At 44.4% G+C, this 23,173-nt stretch carries 25 protein-coding genes and 1 tRNA gene; 12 read left to right on the top strand and 14 right to left on the bottom strand.

The window, feature by feature from the left end; genetic code table 11:
• Positions 1 to 56 precede the first annotated feature (56 nt).
• The 4 genes from EMP01_RS15130 to EMP01_RS15115 are packed head-to-tail and all read right to left on the bottom strand — an operon-like array spanning position 57 to position 6,058.
• Positions 57 to 1,847, bottom strand: a complete 1,791-nt coding sequence (locus EMP01_RS15130; protein ID WP_129022398.1) for an acyl-CoA dehydrogenase family protein — start codon at positions 1,845 to 1,847, stop codon at positions 57 to 59.
• A 34-nt stretch (positions 1,848 to 1,881) separates the two neighbouring features.
• A complete protein-coding gene (locus EMP01_RS15125) occupies positions 1,882 to 3,060 on the bottom strand; it encodes an acetyl-CoA C-acyltransferase (protein ID WP_129022397.1) in 1,179 nt (392 codons plus the stop codon).
• A 19-nt stretch (positions 3,061 to 3,079) separates the two neighbouring features.
• Positions 3,080 to 5,461, bottom strand: a complete 2,382-nt coding sequence (locus EMP01_RS15120) for a 3-hydroxyacyl-CoA dehydrogenase/enoyl-CoA hydratase family protein (RefSeq protein WP_129022396.1) — start codon at positions 5,459 to 5,461, stop codon at positions 3,080 to 3,082.
• Between the two features lie 24 nt (positions 5,462 to 5,485).
• Positions 5,486 to 6,058 carry a TetR/AcrR family transcriptional regulator gene (locus tag EMP01_RS15115; RefSeq protein ID WP_129022395.1) on the bottom strand — a complete coding sequence of 191 codons (573 nt, stop codon included), beginning with the start codon at positions 6,056 to 6,058 and terminating at the stop codon, positions 5,486 to 5,488.
• Positions 6,059 to 6,264: 206 nt separating this feature from the next.
• Between EMP01_RS15115 and EMP01_RS15110 the strand changes: the two genes are divergently transcribed.
• From EMP01_RS15110 to EMP01_RS15095, 4 genes are read left to right on the top strand one after another with little or no spacing between them, the layout of a single operon-like run.
• Positions 6,265 to 6,903: a GNAT family N-acetyltransferase gene (locus EMP01_RS15110; RefSeq protein WP_129022394.1), complete on the top strand. Its 639-nt coding sequence runs from the start codon at positions 6,265 to 6,267 to the stop codon at positions 6,901 to 6,903.
• An 11-nt stretch (positions 6,904 to 6,914) separates the two neighbouring features.
• A complete protein-coding gene (locus tag EMP01_RS15105; RefSeq protein ID WP_129022393.1) occupies positions 6,915 to 7,406 on the top strand; it encodes an SRPBCC family protein in 492 nt (163 codons plus the stop codon).
• A 43-nt stretch (positions 7,407 to 7,449) separates the two neighbouring features.
• Positions 7,450 to 8,115, top strand: coding sequence for an ABC transporter ATP-binding protein (locus tag EMP01_RS15100; protein WP_129022392.1), 666 nt, complete (start codon positions 7,450 to 7,452; stop codon positions 8,113 to 8,115).
• Between the two features lie 45 nt (positions 8,116 to 8,160).
• Entirely contained in the window at positions 8,161 to 9,558 is a 1,398-nt protein-coding gene (locus tag EMP01_RS15095) for an ABC transporter permease (protein WP_129022391.1), read from the top strand.
• Positions 9,559 to 9,614: 56 nt separating this feature from the next.
• Here the strand turns inward: EMP01_RS15095 and EMP01_RS15090 are convergent, their stop codons facing one another.
• A complete protein-coding gene (locus tag EMP01_RS15090; protein WP_129022390.1) occupies positions 9,615 to 10,199 on the bottom strand; it encodes a hypothetical protein in 585 nt (194 codons plus the stop codon).
• A gap of 142 nt (positions 10,200 to 10,341) precedes the next feature.
• Here EMP01_RS15090 and EMP01_RS15085 point away from each other — a divergent pair, with 142 nt between their 5' ends.
• The gene (locus EMP01_RS15085) at positions 10,342 to 10,749 is read left to right on the top strand and encodes a hypothetical protein (RefSeq protein ID WP_129022389.1); all 408 of its coding nucleotides are present in this window, start codon (positions 10,342 to 10,344) and stop codon (positions 10,747 to 10,749) included.
• A gap of 104 nt (positions 10,750 to 10,853) precedes the next feature.
• On the opposite strand, the gene EMP01_RS15080 is transcribed toward EMP01_RS15085, so the two are convergent.
• Positions 10,854 to 13,061: a T9SS type A sorting domain-containing protein gene (locus EMP01_RS15080; RefSeq protein ID WP_129022388.1), complete on the bottom strand. Its 2,208-nt coding sequence runs from the start codon at positions 13,059 to 13,061 to the stop codon at positions 10,854 to 10,856.
• Between the two features lie 178 nt (positions 13,062 to 13,239).
• Here EMP01_RS15080 and EMP01_RS15075 point away from each other — a divergent pair, with 178 nt between their 5' ends.
• Positions 13,240 to 14,784 carry a hypothetical protein gene (locus EMP01_RS15075; RefSeq protein ID WP_129022387.1) on the top strand — a complete coding sequence of 515 codons (1,545 nt, stop codon included), beginning with the start codon at positions 13,240 to 13,242 and terminating at the stop codon, positions 14,782 to 14,784.
• A gap of 5 nt (positions 14,785 to 14,789) precedes the next feature.
• Here EMP01_RS15075 and EMP01_RS15070 read toward each other — a convergent pair whose 3' ends face one another.
• The 4 genes from EMP01_RS15070 to EMP01_RS15055 form a co-directional block, all read right to left on the bottom strand.
• Entirely contained in the window at positions 14,790 to 15,239 is a 450-nt protein-coding gene (locus EMP01_RS15070; RefSeq protein WP_129022386.1) for a DoxX family protein, read from the bottom strand.
• 68 nt (positions 15,240 to 15,307) lie between these two features.
• Positions 15,308 to 15,874: a Crp/Fnr family transcriptional regulator gene (locus tag EMP01_RS15065; RefSeq protein ID WP_129022385.1), complete on the bottom strand. Its 567-nt coding sequence runs from the start codon at positions 15,872 to 15,874 to the stop codon at positions 15,308 to 15,310.
• A gap of 52 nt (positions 15,875 to 15,926) precedes the next feature.
• A complete protein-coding gene (locus tag EMP01_RS15060) occupies positions 15,927 to 16,430 on the bottom strand; it encodes a transposase (RefSeq protein WP_129022384.1) in 504 nt (167 codons plus the stop codon).
• A 1-nt stretch (position 16,431) separates the two neighbouring features.
• Positions 16,432 to 16,899 carry a MarR family winged helix-turn-helix transcriptional regulator gene (locus EMP01_RS15055; RefSeq protein WP_129022383.1) on the bottom strand — a complete coding sequence of 156 codons (468 nt, stop codon included), beginning with the start codon at positions 16,897 to 16,899 and terminating at the stop codon, positions 16,432 to 16,434.
• A gap of 68 nt (positions 16,900 to 16,967) precedes the next feature.
• On the opposite strand from EMP01_RS15055, the gene EMP01_RS15050 reads away from it, so the two are divergent.
• Complete coding sequence (locus EMP01_RS15050) at positions 16,968 to 17,120, top strand: response regulator (RefSeq protein WP_129022382.1); 153 nt, start codon at positions 16,968 to 16,970, stop codon at positions 17,118 to 17,120.
• Positions 17,121 to 17,139: 19 nt separating this feature from the next.
• On the top strand, positions 17,140 to 17,385 hold the full coding sequence (locus tag EMP01_RS15045) for a helix-turn-helix domain-containing protein (protein WP_161971349.1): 246 nt from the start codon (positions 17,140 to 17,142) through the stop codon (positions 17,383 to 17,385).
• A 27-nt stretch (positions 17,386 to 17,412) separates the two neighbouring features.
• Here the strand turns inward: EMP01_RS15045 and EMP01_RS15040 are convergent, their stop codons facing one another.
• Complete coding sequence (locus EMP01_RS15040) at positions 17,413 to 17,973, bottom strand: dihydrofolate reductase family protein (protein ID WP_129022380.1); 561 nt, start codon at positions 17,971 to 17,973, stop codon at positions 17,413 to 17,415.
• Positions 17,974 to 17,999: 26 nt separating this feature from the next.
• Positions 18,000 to 18,389 (bottom strand): VOC family protein, encoded by a 390-nt coding sequence (locus tag EMP01_RS15035; RefSeq protein WP_129022379.1) that lies wholly within the window; start codon positions 18,387 to 18,389, stop codon positions 18,000 to 18,002.
• A 331-nt stretch (positions 18,390 to 18,720) separates the two neighbouring features.
• Here EMP01_RS15035 and EMP01_RS15030 point away from each other — a divergent pair, with 331 nt between their 5' ends.
• The gene (locus tag EMP01_RS15030) at positions 18,721 to 19,059 is read left to right on the top strand and encodes a hypothetical protein (protein WP_202616091.1); all 339 of its coding nucleotides are present in this window, start codon (positions 18,721 to 18,723) and stop codon (positions 19,057 to 19,059) included.
• A gap of 88 nt (positions 19,060 to 19,147) precedes the next feature.
• The gene (locus EMP01_RS15025) at positions 19,148 to 19,963 is read left to right on the top strand and encodes an alpha/beta fold hydrolase (protein ID WP_129022378.1); all 816 of its coding nucleotides are present in this window, start codon (positions 19,148 to 19,150) and stop codon (positions 19,961 to 19,963) included.
• Between the two features lie 123 nt (positions 19,964 to 20,086).
• Here EMP01_RS15025 and EMP01_RS15810 read toward each other — a convergent pair whose 3' ends face one another.
• Together EMP01_RS15810 and EMP01_RS15015 are read right to left on the bottom strand one after the other, a co-directional pair.
• Complete coding sequence (locus EMP01_RS15810) at positions 20,087 to 20,350, bottom strand: GIY-YIG nuclease family protein (RefSeq protein WP_129022377.1); 264 nt, start codon at positions 20,348 to 20,350, stop codon at positions 20,087 to 20,089.
• A 405-nt stretch (positions 20,351 to 20,755) separates the two neighbouring features.
• Positions 20,756 to 20,829: transfer RNA gene (locus tag EMP01_RS15015), tRNA-Asp, on the bottom strand.
• A 182-nt stretch (positions 20,830 to 21,011) separates the two neighbouring features.
• Between EMP01_RS15015 and EMP01_RS15010 the strand changes: the two genes are divergently transcribed.
• Both EMP01_RS15010 and EMP01_RS15005 read left to right on the top strand, forming a co-directional pair.
• Positions 21,012 to 22,235, top strand: a complete 1,224-nt coding sequence (locus tag EMP01_RS15010; RefSeq protein WP_129022376.1) for a beta-ketoacyl-[acyl-carrier-protein] synthase family protein — start codon at positions 21,012 to 21,014, stop codon at positions 22,233 to 22,235.
• Positions 22,236 to 22,247: 12 nt separating this feature from the next.
• Positions 22,248 to 23,135 carry a lysophospholipid acyltransferase family protein gene (locus EMP01_RS15005; RefSeq protein ID WP_129022375.1) on the top strand — a complete coding sequence of 296 codons (888 nt, stop codon included), beginning with the start codon at positions 22,248 to 22,250 and terminating at the stop codon, positions 23,133 to 23,135.
• The last annotated feature ends 38 nt before the right edge of the window (positions 23,136 to 23,173 follow it).

The raw sequence follows: 23,173 nt of genomic DNA, 5'->3' as shown, positions 1-23,173 counted from the left end.
AGTTTTGGGTGATGCAGTATGGATGAATTCATCCATACTGCAATATTTTTGATCTGCTAAAAGCAGTATTTATTCGCTTCGATCAGTTTATCTGCTACTTTTCTGCGTACCGCTACGGTATTAAAATCATCTACTTTGGTAAAGCGTTTCAGTCCCATCATCATCATCCTGCGTTCATCCCCTTCTGCAAATGAGTTCAGGGCATTGCGTCCTGCACTGAAAATGCGTTCTGCAGCATCAAATATGTATACCCTTGCCATGTCTGCTTTCAGTGCCGCCTGCTCATCATTATGCTCCAGGTTTACTTTCTCTACCCGCAGCAGTACTGATTCTGCAACATAGGTTTCGATCAGCATATCGGCCAGGTACATGATCACTTCCTGTTCTTTGGCCATGTTCTGCATCAGCTTCTGCACAGCTGCCCCTGCGGTCATCAGTACTGCTTTTTTAAAGCCGCCGATGTATTTATGTTCTTTAGCAAAGCCCCCTTCTTCTACTGTATTGAAATCCGGGATGCTCATCAGCTCTCCTGCTACTTTCTGTGCCGGTCCCATCAGGTCCAGTTCTCCTTTCATCGCACGTTTCAGCATCATATCTACAGACAGCATGCGGTTGATCTCATTGGTTCCTTCAAAGATGCGGTTGATGCGGGCATCGCGATAGGCTCTGTCCATCGGCGCTTCGGCACTATAGCCCATACCACCATAGATCTGTACACCTTCGTCAGATACATAATCCAGCGTTTCAGAAGCATGTACTTTAATCATGGCTGCTTCAATAGCGAACTGTTCCGTTCCTTTCAGCTTGGCCTGCGCTTCGTCCATACCTTCTGAGATATACGCTTTAGTAGCATCTTCTATATTCTGACTGGCACGGTATGTTGCCGCTTCACTGGCATAGGTGCGAATGGCCTGCTCTGCCAGCTTATACTTGATCGCTCCGTACTTTGATATAGAACGACCGAACTGCTGACGCTCATTGGCATAATTCACCGATTTGCTGATCACTTCTTTAGAAGCACCGATTGCAGCTCCTCCCAGCTTAATGCGACCCAGATTCAGGATATTTACCGCAATCTTGAACCCGTTCTCACGGGTAGATAATAAGTTTTCAACCGGCACTTTACAGTCTGTAAAGAAGATCTGGCGGGTGCTGCTGCCTTTAATCCCCATTTTATGCTCTTCGGGGTTAAATGTGATGCCCTCAAATGTTCTTTCTACGATAAATGCACTCAGGTTTTTATCATCATCTATTTTGGCAAACACGATCAGCACATCTGCGAAGCCACCATTAGTGATCCACATCTTCTGCCCATTCAAGATATAAAATTTTCCGTCGGCAGACAAGGTTGCCTTTGTTTTTCCGGAATTAGCATCCGAGCCGGCATCCGGTTCGGTCAGGCAATAGCAGCCTTTCCATTCTCCGGTAGCCAGTTTACTTACATATTTTTGCTTTTGTTCTTCATTACCATAATACAGGATCGGCAGGGTACCGATACCGGTATGTGCAGACAGCGCTACAGCAAAGGAGTGACCAGCACCCAGCACTTCTGTAGTCAGCATAGAAGTAACGAAATCTTTTCCGAAACCATTATAGGCTTCCGGTACACTCATACCCAGGAGGCCCAGTGCTCCGGCTTTATCCAGCAGGGAGGGCATCAGGCCTTCTTCCTGCTGATCAATTTTATCTAACTGATTAAATACATTTTGCTCCAGGAACTCGCGGCACATATCAGCGATCATATGCTGCTCCTCGTTCCAGTCTTCCGGAATAAAAATGTCTTCTGCTTTAGTGTCTCTGATCAGGAATTCGCCTCCTTTCAAGGCTGTTTTTGCTTCGTTGCTCATGACTATAATTAGTTTAAATTGTTACAGATTAGGGTTACAGCATTTCAAATATACCGGCAGCACCTTGTCCGGTACCGACGCACATACTTACCAGGCCATATTTCTGGTTTCTTTTTTTCAGCTCATTCAGGATTTGCACCGACAGCTTGGCACCGCTGCAACCTAATGGATGCCCTAAGGCAATCGCACCACCATTTACATTAATGATGTCGGGATTCAGCCCCAGCTCACGGATCACGGCCAGAGACTGCGATGCAAAGGCTTCATTCAGCTCAACCAGGTTGATGTCGTTCAGACTCAGACCAGCCAGCTTGAGCGCCTTGGGAATGGCAAATACCGGACCGATACCCATGATGCGTGGCGGTACGCCTGCAGTAGCAAAGCTTACGAGGCGGGCGATCGGAGTCAGGTTATTTTCTTTCAGGAATTTTTCGCTGACGATCATGACAAAAGCAGCACCATCACTGGTCTGGGAAGAGTTACCGGCTGTTACCGATCCGCCTGCTGCGAATACCGGCTTTAACTTAGCCAGGGCCTCTACAGAAGTGTCTGCCCGCGGACCTTCATCTGCCGCTACCGTAAATTCACGTGTTTTTTTAGTGCCGCTTGCCGCATCAAAATAGTTTTCGATGATGTTTATCGGAACAATTTCATCTGCAAACTTATTTTCAGCCAGTGCTCTGATTGCTTTCTGATGTGACTGAAAGGCAAACTGGTCTTGATCTTCACGGCTTACCTTATATTCTTTGGCTACCGCTTCTGCAGTCAGCCCCATGCCCCAGTAATAATCGGGATGTGCCAGTGCCAGATCAGCATCAGGCACTACGCGCCAGCCACCCATAGGGATCAGGCTCATACTTTCAGACCCACCGGCCACGATACAATCGGCCTGGCCGGCATGTATCTTGGATGCCGCAATGGCAATGGTTTCCAGACCGGAGGCACAATAACGGTTAACCGTCATGGCAGACACTTTATCTGTATTAAAGCTCATGAGCGAAACAAAGCGGGCAAAGTTCAGCCCCTGCTCTGCTTCCGGCATGGCGTTACCCACAATCAGATCATCGACCTGCTCATGTGCGATCTGTGGCAAAGCAGCCATCAGGTGTTTGATTACGTTTGATGCCAGTACATCGGGACGGGTAAAGCGGAATCCACCACGGGGTGCTTTACCTACTGCGGTCCTGTATCCGGCTACTATATATGCATTCATTACAATTCAGTTTTAAAGATTAATTTCTTAACACTTTTCCTCCATTCAGGATAGACTGTATGCGCTCCAGGGTTTTGCGTTCTGCAGCAAGACTCAGGAAAGCCTGTCGCTCCAGGTTGAGCAGATACTGTTCGCTCACTGCTGTGGGCTGTGACAGATCACCTCCGGCCAGCACATAGCCTAATTTCTGAGAGATCTTTACATCATGCTCACTGATATAGTTTCCGCTCATCATGGAGTTGGCGCCGAGATAAGCCAGCCCTAAAGCGGATTTACCCAGTACATTGATGTCTTTTCTTTGTTGTGGCTTTACATATCCCGCATTGGCCAGTTCCAGGCAAGCAGCCTTAGCCTCGGCCAGTAAACGATTATAGGAAACCACTACCCTGTCTTTACCGCGACGCAGGTAGCCCAGTTCAAAAGCTTCTTCTGCTGAAGTGGATACCTTGGCCTGACCAATGGTCAGGAAGCGATCCCTGTATGCATTCAATGCTACATCACCTTCTTTCAGGTCATCGGACAAGCGTAAAGCAAATTCTTTAGTGCCGCCACCACCTGGTATCAATCCTACACCAAACTCTACTAATCCCATATAGGTTTCGGCATGTGCGACTACCTTGTCTGCATGCAGACAAAGCTCGCAGCCCCCGCCCAGCGCCATATTATGCGGCGCGGCGACTACCGGTATGGAAGAGTAACGAATGCGCATCATCGTGTTCTGAAACTGACGGATGGCAAAATCCAGTTCATCAAATTCCTGTTCAACAGCCATCATGAAGATCATGCCTACATTGGCACCGGCACTGAAGTTGGCACCGTTATTAGATACCACCAGTCCTTTGTATTGTTGCTCTGCCAGGTCTATGGCTTTATTAATGCCTTCTATTACTTCACCTCCGATGCTGTTCATCTTGGTATGGAACTCCAGGTTCAGGATACCATCGCCCAGATCGGTAATAGTGGTGCCACTGTTTTTCCAGATGGTACTGCTCTCGCGGATATTATCCAGCAGGATGAAGTCTTCTGTACCCGGAATGATTTTATATGATTTTGAAGGGATGTCATAATACAGGCGCTTACCATTTTCTATTTTATAGAAAGCAGTATGGCCTCCGCTCAACATCTCCGTAACCCAGGCAGGAACGGCATGTCCCGCTTCTTCCAGAGCCTTAACGGTATCCGCTACACCCAGGGCATCCCAGGTTTCGAATGGTCCTAATTCCCAGCCATAACCGGCTTTGATGGCATCATCTATTTTATAGAGTTCATCTGAAATTTCAGGAATGCGGTTAGCAGAGTATATAAATAATGGATATAAAGTGGCGCGGTAAAACTCGCCTGCTTTGTCTTTAAAATTCACCAATAACTTCAGTCGTTGTTTGAGGTCGTCTACCGGTTTGCTGGCTTCCAGTGCGGCGAATTTCACTTTGTTGGATGGACGGTATTCCATGGTATTCAGATCCAGTGCATGAATCTCGCTCTTACCGCCCTCACCTTTTACCTTTTTAAAGAAACCTTGTTCGGTCTTACTGCCCAGCCATTTATTTGCAATCATTTTATTGACGAAGTCCGGAACCTTTAAGGCATCAATGGCCTCATCGTCCGGTACATTCTCCACCAGGCTATTCGCTACCAATGCCAGCGTATCGAGCCCCACTACGTCAGCTGTGCGGAAGGTGGCCGATTTAGGACGACCTACAACAGGGCCGGTCAGTTTATCCACTTCTTCGATGGTCATACCCGATTTTACGACATATTGCAACAGGCTCATGATACTGAATACACCAATACGGTTACCGATAAATGCTGGTGTATCTTTGGCCAGCACGGTAGTCTTGCCCAGAAATTTTTCTCCGTAATGCATCAGGAAGTCGGTCACTTCCGGTAAGGTATCCCCGGTCGGAATGATCTCTAAAAGCTTGAGGTAACGCGGGGGATTAAAGAAGTGCGTACCACAGAAATGTTGTTTAAAATCCTCACTGCGTCCTTCAGACATCAGGTGGATTGGAATACCGGAGGTATTGGAAGTGATTAAGCTCCCGGGTTTGCGGTAGTGTTCTACCTTCTCAAATACCTGCTTTTTAATATCGAGTCGTTCAATGACTACTTCTATAACCCAGTCGCAATCAGCGATGCGCTGCATATCGTCATCAAAGTTCCCCGTCGTAATGCGCTGTGCAAATCTCTTGCTGTAAATCGGCGAAGGATTTGATTTGAGTGCGAAGTTCAGTGCATCATTCACTATCTTATTCCTGGCTTTTGTATCGCCCTCCGGAGCATCCTTTGGTACAATATCCAGCAACAATACTTCCAGCCCTATATTGGCAAAGTGGCAGGCTATACGGCTGCCCATTACACCAGAGCCCAGTACGGCTACTTTTTTAATGGTTCTGTTCGTCATTGTTATATATGTTTATTTGTTTGCTTAATTATGTGCTGCGATGGCCTCCCAGCAGGCATTATAAAATTTGTTCTGTACCGTTGCTTTCGTCAGATCGGTCTTACGGGCAAAATGCATCTTGAGCATCGTGTTCATAGGTCCATGCACCATCGACAGCAATACTGCATCGGGCAGGTTTTTGATCATCTTCTGCTTCTTGCCGGCGCGCATCATTTTATATAAAGGCAACAGCAGCATAAAATTCTGTTCCTGGTTTTCCTTAAACAGAAAAGGAGCATAGGTGTATTGTTCTATAAAACTGAAATAGTCTTTATTGTTCAGATAGAACAGTACTGCACGGGACATCATAGCACGGTATACCTCCTTAATGGGGCTATCCTGATCGTAAGCATCCAGCACACTTTCGTTAAATTCAGAAACGATCATCGTATACAGCTCATTGATCAGCTCTTCTTTCCCTTTAAAATATAAATAGATGGTACCTGCAGCCACTCCGGCTTCTGCTGCAACCATCTTCATACTGATATGGTAAAAACCTACCCGGTTCACCAGTTTCAGTACGCCCTTCAAAATCGCCTGTTTCTTGTCTTGCACCATAGTCCTAACAAATCTAACCTTTTAATTTCAAAAAATGAACGTTCATTCATTTTTATTTTTCTTAAAAAATGATTAAATTACTGCATGCGCGCTCCATTGATAATCAAACATTGCAGAGTTAGCAACGTAGAATATTGCCCACATTATCTTTCCGGCTCTGCCCTCAATACTGCACTGACTTACAGCCGGTTCTTATACCGGAAAGCATGTCTATACAGGAAAGAAAAAGCGGTATTATTGGACTAAATGCGATAATTTTATGCAGCACAAAATACCAGCGTAAGAAGATGAACGAACCGATTATTATCCAGACGGAGCGTCTGATCCTCAAAGGCGTAAATCCTGCAAAGATTCACGAGTTATTTGAACACCATTCTCCGGAAGAGATCATGGCTTTTTTGGGTATTGACGAGTCGGGGTTACCGCACTATCAGAACATGCACGAGCGCGGAATGGAAACCAATCGCTTATCGCTGTTCTTCTTCCTGCTGATCTCTAAACAGACCGGATTACCCCTTGGCGATTGTGGCTTTCATACCTGGAACAGTACCCATCGCCGCGCTGAACTATTTTATGGATTGCATCATGAGGAAGATAAGAGACAGGGCTATATGAAAGAAGCGCTGCATGCTGTACTGAAATATGGCTATGAGCACCTGGGACTGCATCGCATTGCGGCGCTGGTAGGGCGGGAGAATACACCTTCTGTAAAACTGCTGCGCCATTATGGCTTCACTTTCGAAGGCACCATGCGGGAAGACTATGTAATTGATGGCATCAGCCAGGACTCTGACTGCTATTCCCTGTTGAAACAGGAATGGATGCAAAATAACCTGATTGCTTAAATAATCACCTTATGGCAAAAGACTGGACTTCTTTTGAACTGAAAATCGCCGTTAAGGCCGGAATGCAGGATATGTATGATGCCTGGACAAAGGCAACACAGGTAGAAAAATGGTTTCTGCAAGCATGTACATACCTGAAGAAGGACGGCACATCAATTGCTGCCGGGGAAAGGGTACAGACTGGCGATACATATGCCTGGCGCTGGTACTTTTACGATGAGACAGAGCATGGTGAGATCCGCCAAGCCAATGGTACTAATTTCCTGCAATTCTCCTTTGCCGGCAACTGCCTGGTCGATGTACAACTTGAGCCTGCAGGCGACTATACACTGGTACGCCTGCGTCAGCATAATATTCCTACCGATGAGGCATCACAATTCGGCATACGCATTGGTTGTGTAGAGGGCTGGACATTTTACCTGACCAACCTCAAATCGGTATACGAGTACGGGCATGACCTGCGCAACAAAACACATCCTGAACTGCGGGGTGTCAATAACTAAGTAAAGCGGCATTTACGCTTTGGACATTTATATAAATCTCGACATGATAGAATTAGTCTCGGTCAATAAAATATATAGTAAAGGGCCGCACCAGATTGCAGCCTCCAACAATATCAGCTGTACGATACAGCAAGGGGAATTTGTGGCGATTGTCGGCAAATCGGGTTCGGGAAAATCAACACTGCTGAATCTGCTTGCAGGATTGGATACCGCAACATCCGGCAAGATCCTGTTTGAAGGAACGGATATCAGCTCTTTCAATGCCAATCAGTATGCACAGCATCGATTGAATAACATAGGCATCATATTTCAATCCTTCAACCTCATTTTTTCTAAAACGGCACTGGAGAATGTGATGTTACCGCTGATCTTTGCGGGCTATTCAACAGCAGCGCGAAAGCAAAAGGCACAACAGGCATTGGAGATGGTCGGACTAGGCGACAGGATGCAACATAAGGCCAATGAGCTTTCGGGCGGTGAGGCACAGCGGGTAGCTATTGCCAGGGCCCTGGTCAATGACCCCAAGGTACTGCTGGCGGATGAACCAACTGGAAATCTGGACTCTGCTACTACACAGGAAATACTGGATATTCTGCTCTCCTTAAAGACAAGAGGCAAAACGATTATTATGATTACCCATGACCAGGAAATTGCGGCACAGGTTGCAGACCGCATCCTGACCATAAAAGATGGCTTACTGAGTGAGTAAGCCATTACACGTTAAACAATCTTCCTGAACAATAATTTATTACCCATGACCATTTCAGATCTAATCACCATGGCCCGCCAGAACCTCTGGCGTACCCGCTTAAGAACGATGCTCACACTGATAGGGGTTATTATCGGTATCGGCGCCCTGATCTCTATGGTCAGCTTTGGCATAGGCCTGGAACGAAATATTACAGACAAGTTCAAGTCGAACGATCTGTTTACCAGTCTGACGATCTCTACCAAAGCCTTCAGTTTTAAAGGCGGGCCAAGAGGCCGGAACAAACCGGAGCAAAAAACAGAATCGGCTGTTCCCCTGAACGACTCACTGATTACCGTCATACAGAAAAGGCCGGAAGTGGCGATCGCCTACCCCCGCTTAACCATTCCGGTACGGGCGGCATTGTATCATGATACTTCAGAAACCAATTTAGGTAGCCTGCCGATGTCTATGGCCAAATATCCACCTTACAATCAGCTGTATGACGGGCGTTATTTTTCCAGCGATTCTGCATTGGAAGCTATTGTCAGCCTTGACTTCCTGCGCCAGCTGGGTCTTGAGGTTTGTACTAAAGATAAGCTGGCCCATTATCAGCAAACAGATACGGCATTGACCCTTGCCCTGTCCGACACCCTTATCGGCAAAGAGTTGTCTCTGTATAGTGCCGCTCTTAAAAGCACTTCTCCGTTTGCCATGATGGGTGGTATCGAAAATATGATCGGTGAGGAAGAAACAAAGGTGAAGATTGTCGGTATTCTGAAAGAAGAGCAATTCTCCGGCCCGGCGATGAGAGAAGAAATAATTTTACCGATTGCAACTGCAAAGAAAATGCCCTCACTGGGCTTTGACCGGATCAGTGATATGATCAGTAATAAAAACAAGGGGAATCAATATGCCTCTATCTATGTCAAAACAAAGAGCATGGATGACCTGGGCAAACTCAAAAAGTTTCTGGATAAACAAAAGATCAATTATTTTGCGGTTGACGATGGCCTGGCCGAAATGAAAAAAGCATTCCTGATCCTGGATAGTGTACTGGGCATCATAGGCCTGATCAGTTTACTGGTTGCGGGTTTCGGCATCATCAATACTATGCTCATGAGTATACTGGAACGCAAGAGGGAGATCGGTATCATGAAGGCTGTTGGCGGAAAGAACCGCGATATCCGTATGATCTTTTTCTTTGAGGCGGGCTTTATAGGCCTGGTCGGCGCGCTGGGGGGTATCTCCTTAGGCTATGGCCTTACGCGCATTGCCAACCTGATTGTCAACAATCAGTATATGAAAAATGCGGATGAATTTGTAGACATGTTCTCCTTTCCCTGGTGGCTTATTGGGGGCTCTGTTTTATTCTCTATTATCATTAGTCTGCTGGCGGGCCTGTACCCTGCTATACGGGCGTCCAGCATTCATCCTATTGATGCACTGCGCCAGACCGGGTAAAACTTCATAAAACAAACACAACAATGGCCATGCATCATGCATGGCCATTGTTGTGTTTAATCATTGCTACAATCTACTTTGACATCAAGCAATTCGGGATGTGCTGTTTTAAAATCGATAGAGCGATTTAGTTTCAGCTCATCTTTACCGGTTTCCGGATTAAACTCAGTATCATAAAAAGACAGGGTGAGCTTATTGCCCTTCTTTAATGCCTCTATAAACGAAGCGGCATTAGCTTTGCCCTTATCGGAGAAAGGATTTCCGAACGGTTTGCCATCTACCATTACTTTCAGATCGGTATAAGAGGGGTTACGGGAATTCGCAAAATCAATTCCACCATAATCTCCGTCCCGGTAACTGCTGCTGTATTCTATAATAAAGAACGGATTATTTTTTCCATCAGCACAGACCAAACCGATATTCATACGATAGTCTTTATTGGAACAGTTAGCAATATAGCTTTTCCCCTGGTAGTTCAATTGTACCCAGCCATCATTAGGGATATTTTTTTCCAGCTCTTCGACCTGCTTTTCGGTGAACTTATCTACATCAATAATGCGACTGTTTTGTTGCGCAGTGGCATTAAAGTGCAGCAGACTACCGGTCAGGGTAATTGCTGACAGGAGCAATAGTTTTTTCATGTATAATTGTTTTGAACGATTTCCCAAATATAGGAAAACGAAAACAAACGGTCTTCCCCATCAATACTCCCCAGGATATTATCCGGTAATGAAAGATTATAAACTATTGTATTATTTTTACGGTTCACTTAAAACAAAAAACATGCATCCGATTTTACGAAACATTCTGGCTATTGTAGCCGGCCTGATTATAGGCAGTATGGTTAATATGGGCCTGATCATGATCAGTGGTTCCATTATTCCTCCTCCAAACGGAGCAGATGTAACAACTACGGAAGGATTGAAAGCCTCTATGCACCTGTTCGAACCCAGACATTTTATTTTCCCATTCCTGGCGCATGCCCTGGGTACACTTTCAGGTGCCTGGATTGCTGCATTGATTGCAGGCAGACGTAAGATGCGTTTCGCCATGGTGATTGGTATTGTTTTTCTGGTGGGTGGCATTGCCAATGTGGTGATGCTCCCTTCTCCGGTATGGTATACCATCCTTGACCTGGTAGCCGCTTATATTCCTATGGCCTATATCGGCGGAAAGCTGGCTGGTAAATAAACACAACATATCAATAATTTAAAGGGGTGGTTCACATGTGAACCACCCCTTTAATATTCAGCCATATAGTAACATTACACTACAACCGGCATGTATTTATCTGATTACTGCTTAGTGACTTTGGTTGTCTTAATCAGTTGTCCGTATTTGTCTGTAATGCGCAGTAAATACAGCCCTACTGGCAACTCTTTCATAGAGAAACGGCTTGCATTTTTAACCTGGTTAACCGTTCTTCCCTTAATATCGATAATGGTTACATCTACATTTACGGGCGATTGTACATTGACCATATCGCTGGTCGGATTAGGGAACACCCTGATCTGGTTGGCCAGCATGGATGCAGCCTCATCAATCGATACCGTATTCACCACATAAATATCTGAGGTATCGGTACAACCATTCGCATTGGTAACAATTACCCGGTAGTCTCCATTCTGCGTATAGGCATAGGTACTATCAGTGGCACCGCTGATCAGTTGTCCGTTTCTCATCCATTTATAAGTGGTAAAGCTCTCCACTGTTTCCAGTTTATTATTATTCACCACAACAGTTATATCTCCTACCGGTATTACGGTCAGGTCTAAGGTAATCATACTGTCACAGCCCAGGCTATTAAGCACTGTTGTGGTATAAACACCACTGCTGGTATACGTGGTTCCGTTCAGGGTATATCCTAAACAGTCGGTAGTATCTGTAATTGTGGAGGAGGTACTATCTCCACAACTGAATTTCATGACTACAATATCGAAACTATTATTTGTAGAAGTCAGCAATGAGCTGCCTGCTACAGCAGGATCAAAATCGGAGGTGCCTCTGAACCAGCCGGTGGTATACACATTGCCGGAATTGTCCAGAACAGAAGACCTCGCCACATCTATATCCAATCCACCCATTTGTCTTACCCATACGAAATCACCGGTAGGCTTTAGCTTCATCATGAATATATCGGTCGAACCGCTTGAGGTAATGGATGCTCCCGGTGTGCCCGGACTGAAATCTGCACTACCGCAGAAATAACCTGTGGTATAGGTATTACCCAAATGATCAGACTTGATGGAGAAGGAGAAGTTCTTATCCAATGTACAAGCCCCGTATCCGCTCACATTTTTAGCCCAGATAAGGTTGCCATTATTATCCAGCTTTACAATGGCAACAGACTGGTCTGTCGCACTGGCTGCCATTAATTCAGTGGTGCCTGGTCCAGGATCGAAGTCAATGGTATCATTAAAGGCTGCAGTAAAATAAACATTATTCATCGGGTCTACAGCAATAGATGAACCCTGATCCAGTTTTTTAGATCCAAAACTCTTGGCCCAGGCATAGTTACCGGCAGAATCCAGTTTCAACACAAAAATATCATCATTAACGGTAGTACCCTTCGCGCCTAATTTAGCCTGACCAGGACCAGGATCAAAATCTACGGTATCTCTGAAATATCCGGCGGTAAAGACATTATTTGCAGAGTCTACTGCGAGTGCATATGCTGTTGCTGTGCTATTGGTACGGCTCATCTGACCAAGGTCCTTGGCCCAGATAAAATCACCACCCGGACTCAATTTTAATACAAAGCCATTGGCAGCGGCATTCAATGGTGTAAGGTTATACACCCCTACCCCCGGATCAAAATCAACAGTACCAATAAACGAACCTGAAACCAGTACATTGTCTGAATTATCTATCTTAAGATTGAATGCGCGATCGACAATACCTGTACTACCAATTCTTCTGGCCCAGATAAAACCACCTGCTTTGTCTAATTTCAGGACAAAAATATCAGAAGCGGAAGCTGTACCGGTGGAAATTAAGTTAAAGACTCCCGGCCCCGGATCAAAATCTACTGTATCGGAAAAATAACCTGCTACATACACATTTTCGGCTCGGTCATTAGCAATAGCATAGGCATAGTTGAACTTGGCATTACCGAATGATTTTGCCCATACGAACTCCCCCAAACTGTTTAATCGGGATACAAAAAGGGTATTGCCGGCCGCACCAGCCGCAGTTATATTGTAGGTAGCCGGACCGGGATCAAAGTCGACCGTACCTCTGAACAATCCTGTGGTGAACACATTTCCGTCATTGGTTACCGAAACGGCATATCCGTTGTCAAAATCAGTTCCACCCATACTTCTTGCCCACTCCAGTACAGGACCCTGAGCCTGAGAGTGCACAGAGCCTGTACAGAAGACAGCACATAATACGGTAAAGGCAATCAGACTCCGCATTTTCTTCCGGTAAGACTTGTCTTCGTTGCGAGCAAAGACATGGGAATAGTAGCAGCGAAGTGTCTTTAATAAATAAGAAACAGCCATAATTTAAATGTTTTAATGATTTACACTAGGATTTAAATCGGCATGTTCAATTGGGAACTCTGGGAATAGTCGTTACCGAAGTAAATATAAATTTTCTATTATCAGAAATCTTTTTCCCCATAAAAGTCAAGTCGCTCATAGATATTTTTTATCTTGGTGAACGCGTAAATCCAAGCCTATGGAAAATAAGTACTTAAAGAGAGATGATTTAAAAAGTCTTATAGAATCCTTGTCAAAAGCGGAGAAAAGGCATTTTTATCAATATCTGAAATCGCAGAACCACCAGGAATCACCCTATTACCTGGAGCTCTTCAAAGCATTATCAGGACCAGAAAGTCAACTCGCTCAACTTCCGGTAATGGCATCCAGAAAAGCACTTTCAAATGCCAAAATCCGCTTATACCAACAATTAATGCAGAGCCTGAGCCTCTATCATCAGAATAGCTCTACGGAACTTTCTATCCAGAATATGATCTGCGAAATAGAAATATTGTATGACAGGGGACTACCGGAACAGAGCATTATCCTGCTCCGAAAGGCCCAGAAAATAGCAGCAGGACAGGAAAATTTTGGATTGATGCTACAGCTGCTGACCTGGGAGCGGAAGATCAATATCATTTCAGATACGCCTACCAGGAACAAACTGGACATTACCACAGAGGAGCGAAAAATATTTGAAAACTTTGATGAGGTCAATACGCTGGAAAGCATTTTCAGCAAAGTGATTGACATTAAAAAGAAATATGGGTATGTAAAAGGTACGGCACGAAAGAGCCTGGACCAGATCGTAATGAAAAATCACAAACTGGATGCTGAACACAAGATACAATCCAGAAGGGGCATCTACTACTTCAACTTCATTCATTCACTATACAACTGGCTAACGCTGGACCATAAGAAGGCTTATCAATACAGTAAAAAGCTGCTGGCTCCGGACTTTCAGCTGATCTCTCCGAATGAGTACCTGGAGGGTATTCTGCAACATGTAACTTCCTGTATGGGGCTGGGCTATTTTGAGGAAACCCTGGACGGACTGCTGCTTGCCGATGCTTTTATTGCACAGAAACGGTTTCAGCATTCAACCTTCTTCCTGTTACGGGTATTCTATTTCAGGATCTGCTACCGGCTGATCGTTTATATGTATAAGGGTGCACTAAAGGAATTGCAGGAAACAATTGAAGATGCCAATATACAGCTCCTCAAATTCAACGCACAATTGTCTATAGAAATGAAACTGGTTATTTACGGTAACATGAGGAATGCCTGTATTGCGGCAGGAGATCATGAGCAGGCCGAAAAATTGCTGGATATGCTCTTATACAAAGAGTCTAAATATGTGCGTAAAGATGTATATAATGACCTCTTTCTGTCCCGGATATTTTCGCACCTGGCCAATAAGGATTATGCCATAGTACCGTCTATGGCTGCTGCTGCCTGCCGGCAGTATAAGCAGGTAGAGAATGAGCGCAATAAATATGATGTGGGCCTGCGGATTGCTTCTATGCTCATGAAAAATTATGATTACAGCAAAACGGCAACCAGACAGAAGGTTATTACCGAGGTGAAATCAATACTGCACGAGGCTATTATTGCCCACGCAGGATTGAACAAGTTTCATGAGATGTATACCTTTTACTATATATGGACAGAAAGCATTTTGCGCGACCAGCCATTTCACCTCACTGCTGCTGCCTGGTATGCACAATACCTGAAGCATCTTTAAGTATATCAACGAAGGACAAAATAGTATACCCACCATATGAGTAATAACTGGAAAGGAATGCGAAACCATAAATAAGAGAGGCCCTTACCATCTGTATTGCCGGTTTCGTAGTTCAGGTGCTTTATGGCTGCATATATGTTTGTGGGAAGGATGAGGATAAAGAAAATGATGAGCAGTATGCCGGTAACTTTTTTGAATTCCGGAATAAACATACCGATCGCGGCAGCTATTTCAATCAGGCCGGTGAGATAGATCAGTTGCATTCTGAAGGGTACAAAATCCGGCAACATTGCGCTCATTCCCCTGGTGAACATAAAATGCCCCAAAGCCGTAAAGAGCAGCATTGCAGACAGGGCAATGATCCCGGCCAGTGTATAATCAATTTCGGATTTAAAAATTCTGGTGCCAGCCAGTGCGCAGACGAAGGTACCAAGTAATATAAACAGTGGTTTCATTTGTACATTTTGAGATGGTTATACCTGCAAAGGTAGCATCTCCACCCACCCCGATCAATGAACAAATGTTACTTAATTGCTTTCCGGATCCTGCTCAGCGACTGTGGCCGTATGCCAATGTAGGATGCCAGGTATTTCTGTGGTATATACCGGATCAGTAGCGGCTGCTCGGACAGTAGATCCAGGTATCTCTGGGTTGCGGTATCTTCCAGCAGCGACATTTCTCTCCTTGTTTTTTTAAGAAACAGCTCCTCTGCTATTTTACGGCCCATGCGGTCTCCGACCGATGTGGCATCATACACCTCTTCCAGCTCTTCATAGCTAATCTGCCATAATACGCAATCGGTAATGGCCTCTACATTATACTGGCAGGGCTTTTGCGTGAGGAAGGCATCATATGCGCTGAAGAAAGTATTCTCGAAGGCGAAGGCAAAGGTAAAATCATAATCGGGCCGGGGAATATTAAACCTCACGATGCCTTTTTCGATAAAGGAAAGGTGTTTTTCTTTTTTGCCTTTTTCCAGGATAAGCGTCTTTTTCGGAAAGCTTACCCTCCTCAATTTTGAAGAGAATACATTCCAGTCCTCATCATTAAGCATTACAAAGTCATTAAGGAATTTTCTGATCTGCTCCATTACTTAAAATTACACTAAAGAAATATTAATGCTATGATATCACCAGAGGCTATTATAGGCGCTGGGCAAATACTTTCATACACAAAGGAATCAATCCGCAGGAAATGGCTATAAAGATAGCGACCCGAACATAGTTAAGGCTTTGCCAGAGCGATACTTTACGGACCAGCTCTTCGGAAAATGTTTGTGTAGCTGCCATTTTTTGAAAATGAATAATATTGGGTGCAAAGAAAGACAATGTCCATACCCTGACTGCGAAATGGATTACAAATAAGATCAGGAGCCAGCTGCGCACAGGGTCTATCTTCCAGCAGAAAATAATAGCCAGGATAAATGTGATCTCGTGCAGGGAATGGAATACAATCCAGAATGTTTTCAGGCTTGTACCCTTTCCATCCAGTAGCAGCTTAAAATTATCTGGCGGCGAAGGAACCCATTTGGGTACAAATACAATGGTCTCAAAAATCTGTGCACCATTCATTAAAAAATAAATGAGCGTAGTGATGCACAGCCAGATCTCGGCCCTGTTTATATCCTGTGGAGTTAGGCTAGTCATATTATTTTTGATTTAAGTGATCTGCTGTTTCGTTCATGATAAGGGTTGCCGATCTGAAATAACGTTCAATAGTCTGTACCTCCTCTTCTGAAAAAGTGGCAAGCAATGCTGCGGTCTTCTGCTGCAGTTCTTCAAATAGCGGTTTCAGGAGTTTCATGCTGTTTTCTACATTAGGCACAATAATCACTTTCCTCCTGTCCTCTTTGCTGAACTGTCTTTTAAGCAGCTTCTTTTGCTCCAGGCGATCTATCAATCCCGTTACAGCACCGGTCGTCAGTCCGGTTAGTTTTGATATTGCTCCGGCCGTGATAGAAGGGTATTGGAGTATGAGCCCCAGGTATTTATGATCAGCTCCAGAAAGTCCCGCCTTACGGGCAATAGCCTCATGCATAAAGATAGATGCATCGGAGTATTGTCTGCTGGCAGTTCTGAAACCGGAAAGTAGATCTTCATTATTATTTTTTCTCATCAAAAAAGTATCTTAGTCACAAAGATATATATTTTCAGGAAAATACAAAAAATCATCATACCAATAATATGGTCAGGGGGCCTGCTTTACCGAACAGGCCAATAGGTACTTGTACCTATCAGATAGAAGCTATCCTGTCCGAGGCGGACGGATATATTCCGAAAAATGCCGGAAAAGATGAACTCCTGAAAGCCCTGCACCGCATTACAGACGGCGGGTAACTATTTTGCAGATGATATTGTGCCCATAATATATAAGCAGTACCACCAGCAGAAGATACAGGATGAGCAACTGAAAGAATTGACAGAGCGGGAAAAAGAAATTCTAAGTTTTATTGTAAAAGAATATACCAGTGACGATATCGCAAAGCAATTACTTATCAGCAAAAAAACGGTGGATAATCACCGCCAGTATTTGCTGGAAAAGACTGGCTGTAAAAGTACTGTGGGGCTGGTGAAGATCGCCGTAAAACTGGGTATCGGTTAGGGCAACGATACGTCTCTATTAAGTATTTTATTTAGGCTCAATAGCTGCTGGCTTATAGCAATGCAATACAGCTCCGGAAGTGAAGGTTTTTGTATTGATCAATTGAAGTTCTTTCCTGCCCTGTATCTGATCAAATAAGGGCAAACCACCTCCGGCTATTACAGGGTGAATCATGAGCCGTAGCTCATCAATCAGACCGAGGTTCAAGAGGCTTATGATCAGGCTTCTGCTGCCTACCAATATATCCTTACCGGGCTGCTGCCTGAGTTCCTGCACTTCTTCTTCAAGGGATTGGGTAGCCAGCCGGGCGCTGCTCCAATCTATACTTTCAAGCGTTCTTGAGTATACGATTTTGGAAATATCATTCATGACCAGGGCAAACTCATCCATTGCTTTATTGCCACTCGGGTTTGCCACAAGTGTACGCCAGTATTCCATAAGCTGATAGGTTGTTGTCCCATACAGGATGGTATCTCCGCTGCGCAACAGGTCAGTATAATACTGATGTATCTCCTCATCCGGATTGACCGCGGTATGATCGCAAAACCCGTCGAGGGTCATATTAAATGCTGCAATTACTTTTCTCATATGATATCATTTGAATTCAAGCACCATCAGATTTTCTTTTGTATCTGCCAGTAATGGCCAAAAGGGTCTTTGAACATTCCCTGCCGGTAGCCGTACTCATGGTCTGTAGTCGGATTTATTTCGATTGCGCCCGCCAGGATTGCTTTCTCCATGACTGCGGCTACATCGGGTACAAACAAACCAATAGTGGCGGTTACTCCGTTTGCACTTACCGGCTCCAGTGCTGCGCTCATGGTTTCATGCAAGTGAAACACAGCTCCGTCTATTTCCAGCTCTGCCACATGAATACTCCCATCATCATTACGCAAACAAAAATGTTCTGTTGCACCAAACCTGGTATAAAAATCAATATTAAAGGTGCCCTTTGGAATGTGTAGTTCCGGGGCAAAGTAGGTTGTATTATGATGGTTCTCCATGCTTTTATATTTAAAGCGTTTCATTTTAAAGGTATCATTATCCGGGATCTATTTACCATTAAAGGCAACTACGTTCCTATGCCAGTAGATTATTGTCTGTGTGGTTGATATATGATTGCCATTATGCCAAGGGAAGACAGCCTTAAGGCAGGTTTTGGCATATCCGGTCAGTATGATTTACTGCTCCTGTAAAGATAAAAATATTTAACTTAGTAATATCAGATGTGCTTTGGTTATACTTTTTGTAAATCAATTCAGATAAAAAGGTAACTATAACCACTTCGCAAACAGCTGAGCATATGAGGAAATTTAAAAAGTAAACGAGTGAATTATGAATAGCAAAATGCAAATCACTATTCGTATCATCTGCGCCATTGTATGTCTGGTTCTGATGGGCTTATGGTTTGCCACCCAAGTGCCCAGGAGCGACTTCGATCAGTTTATGCAATTGAGCGGCAGTCGCCGCGGCATTATTAAGCTTCCGGTATTTATATTACTGGGTATAGGCCTAGCCTATTTCCGGGCAATTAAGCCTGAGGACATAAAAAGTGCTTCCACAAAAAAAAGAATGTGGTTTGCATTCTTTTTTGCGGTTTCATTCTTCGTGGCAACTTTTGGTTTAGGCATTTTGTTTTTGATTGTATTCAAATTGAAACCTGTATACATCTAGACTTTCCATTGTCTTAAATCCTGACATACGCTGTAACAAAACACCTCAACCAAAGCAATATATTACATTACTTCTAATCACCATCATTATGAGCACAGCATCTTCATCAAATACAGCATCAATCACACCTACCGGCAGTGGCTATGCACCGGCTAATGGCATTAGTGTTTATTACGAGGTATACGGTGAGGGCAAACCTCTCGTATTATTACATGGTGCCTACTATACCATTGAGATGAATTGGGGACAGTTAATACCCGAGTTGGCAAAAACAAGAAAAGTAATTGCTATAGAATTGCAGGGACACGGGCATACTCCCTTTTCTGACAGAAAATTATCCAGGGCCACCTTAGCCAGTGATGTAGCGCAGGTAATGGACTACCTGAAAATTGACCGCGCTGATGTGGCCGGATATAGTTTTGGCGGTCAGGTTGCCTACCAATTCGCAATACAAAGTCCTGAGCGATTGGGTAAACTGGTCATCATTTCTTCAGTTCATAAAAGCGAGGGCTGGTTGCCCGCAGTAACGAGTGTGTTTAAACAAATGAAACCGGAACATTTTGCACACTCTCCTCTGCAAACTGCCTACGAGGCTGTAGCACCAGATAAAACAAAATGGACAAGTTTTGTGGAGCAGATGATTGCTTCGGCAGGAACACCATTTGATTTGGGCGATGATAATATTGCCGGTATTATGGCACCTGTATTAATCATATCGGGAGATAATGATGGTATGGATAAAGTCGAACTGGCCAAAACATATCAACTGCTGGGAGGCAATATTGCATCCGGCATGCAACCCATACACAAATCGCAACTGGCCGTCGTTCCCAATCAAAGTCATACCAGCCTGATCAATCAGACCAGCGTATTATTTGATTATATAGACAACTTTCTACAGTAGCCCATATGTTGAAACATGATTTAATAGCAAAAGAGCTCCACATTTCTGTGAAGCTCTTTGCGGACCGGACGGGAACTCGAACCCGTCCCGGCTCAGCCGGGACCGTGACAGGGTCACAAAAAATTATTCAAGCAATATATTTGAAGGCTGTGTTGCAAGCCATTCAAAGTAAGCACGTTTACATTTCTTCAGCTTGCGTTCCCGTATCAGGGCAGAGCGTTTGTTTGGCAATACTTCTACATACCATAATATCCATGGACATTTAGATGCGGTATAAGAAGACAAACCTGTATTATGTTCTGCAAAACGCTTTATATAATTTTCCGAAATTCCTTTGTAAAAGCTTCCATCTTTTAAGCTACATATAACATAAACGTAATATACCATGAGATTTGCAAGCCTCTTCAGAAGATGAAATTGCTTAAATTATCTCTCTTTTTAGCTTTCGACTGACCATACCATTTACCGGCTTAAATATGAAAATAAGTATCAGGAAAAGTACACAGAGCAGAATCATCCACTCTCCTCCGCTAGGCATAGAAAAAAAAATGTTCTTCATAAATATTGATTTTAGCATGTAATATTATACATTTTCAAGACTATAATCCTATAAAGGGCGTGCCATTTTATAATCTTTTTTATAATATATTGAGTATCAAAAAAAGGGCTTTACAAATTAGTATATTAAGAAACTGGATTTCGAGGGAAACCGACCCATTCCGGAACTGACAAACAAGACTAAATTTGGGAAATATATAAAATACAAAAGCCCAGTATTGCTACTGGGCTTTGCGGACCGGACGGGACTCGAACCCGCGACCTCCGCCGTGACAGGGCGGCATTCTAACCAACTGAACTACCGGTCCTTTTCTGTCTGCGATCGTTTGTTTGACCGCTTTGGGATTGCAAAGGTAAGAGACTTTTTTGATTCTGCAAATTTTTTTTAAGCAATTTTAAAATTTTTCTTCGCAGCACTTATAAGCCCCTGCTTCCTATCTATATTGCCCTGTCATTTCCTTTATTTATATTTGCTCAAAATTTCCTCCAGATGAGTCATCGTGTAGTGATTACAGGTATGGGTATTTATTCCTGCCTGGGTATCGGTAAAGAAGCGGTAAGAGATTCCTTATTCAAAGGTCAGTCCGGTATTGCATTTATCCCTGAACGGAAAACTATGGGTTACCGTTCGGCATTGTCGGGTGTGGTGCCGAAACCGGAACTGAAAAAACTACTGGACCGCCGCTCCCGCATAATGATGCCGGAACAGGCTGAATATGCCTATATTGCCACACTGGAGGCCCTGCAACAGGCAGGCATGGACATCGACTATGTGCATCAGCATGAGACTGGTATTATATACGGAAATGACAGTTGTGCGAAACCCGTTATTGAGGGCTTCGATATTGTGCGCGAAAAGAAAGATACTATGATGGTAGGCTCGGGATCTGTATTTCAGGTACTGAACTCTACCGTAACGATGAACCTGTCTACAATTTTCAAACTTACTGGTGTAAACTTCTCATTGAGTGCAGCTTGTGCCAGCGGATCGCACTCTATAGGAATGGGCTACCTGTTTATCAAAAACGGTCTGCAGGATCGTGTAATCTGCGGTGGGGCTCAGGAAACGAATGACTTTTCTATGCCCAACTTTGACGCATTAGGAACCTTTTCTACCCGTGAGCAAGAGCCGACAAAAGCTTCCCGCCCGTTTGACCGCGACCGCGACGGATTAGTACCCGGCGGTGGTGCGGCTACGGTAATACTGGAAAGCCTGGAATCGGCACAGGCCAGAGGGGCGACGATTCTGGCAGAGATTGTCGGTTATGGTTTCTCGTCTAACGGCGAACATATTTCTAACCCGAGTACCAACGGACAGGTACGTTCTATACATAAAGCTCTGGCTGATGCGGGTATTGAGGCCGGTAAAATTGCTTATGTCAATGCACATGCTACTTCTACCCCGGCCGGCGATGGTGTGGAGGCTGAAGCGATCTATGAAGTATTCGGCGGTAAAGTACCGGTAAGCTCTACTAAGTCTATGACAGGACATGAGTGCTGGATGGCGGGAGCCAGTGAGATTGTATATTCTACATTGATGATGCAAAATGATTTTATGGCTCCGAATATCAATTTTGAAAATCCGGATGAGCATACGGCCAAAATCAATATTATACCAGAAACACTACAGGGAAAATTTGATACTTTTTTATCCAACTCCTTCGGCTTTGGTGGCACGAACTCTTCCCTGATCGTTACTAAATTCCTGCCCTAAGCATCTAAGCGCATGATAGCCTATTATCTGGTCTACCCGATCCTGTATCTCATCTCCCTGCTACCCTTCCGGCTGCTGTATACTTTGTCGGATGTGATCTGCTTCCTGCTGTTTGGCCTGATCGGCTACCGCAAAAAGGTGGTGGTACAGAATCTGCGTAATGCCTTTCCGGAGAAGAGTGAACAGGAGATACAAGCTATTGCAAAGAAGTTTTATCATTATTTCTGCGACTTACTCCTGGAGACGATCAAAAGTATTACCATATCGTACGAGGAGCTGAGCAAACGTTTTATGATGACGGAAGAAGCAATTTCTTCGTTCAAACATTTTGCCGATAAAGGTCAGTCGATCATTATCGTCATGGGGCATCATGGCAACTGGGAATGGGGCGGCAACCGCTTCGGACTGGTTTCTCCGCAGCAATTATATGCGATCTTTCGTCCGCTGCACAACAAGCATTTCAATAACCTGATTATGCGTATCCGTACGCGGTTTAACACCCGCCTGCTGACTGACCGTGATGTTATTGGTGGTATGCGGGAACATAAACGTAAGGGTGAAATGACGGCTACGGTGTTCCTGGCAGATCAAACTCCTACCAGTAAGAATGTGTACTGGACCAAGTTTCTGAACCAGGATACCCCTGTTTTCCGGGGTACGGAAAGGGCAGCTATACAACTGAATCTGCCAATCGTATACGCTGATATCAAAAGAATTAAAAGAGGTTATTACAATGTAGAGAGCCGCATACTGGTTGATGACCCACAACTGTATAAAGAGGATGGTATGATCTCGGAACTGCATACCCGGGTACTGGAAGCTGATATTATTGCACAACCGGAAACATGGCTCTGGACGCACAGACGCTGGAAACGCAGCAAACCGGCTCCTAAATCATGATCTTATGACTATAAATGTTTCGGGCTTCCCATTGGGAA

The organism is Edaphocola flava, assembly GCF_004118155.1.
GTDB classification, from domain to species: Bacteria; Bacteroidota; Bacteroidia; order Chitinophagales; family Chitinophagaceae; genus Edaphocola; species Edaphocola flava.
This window is presented reverse-complemented; position numbering and strand designations above follow the sequence as displayed.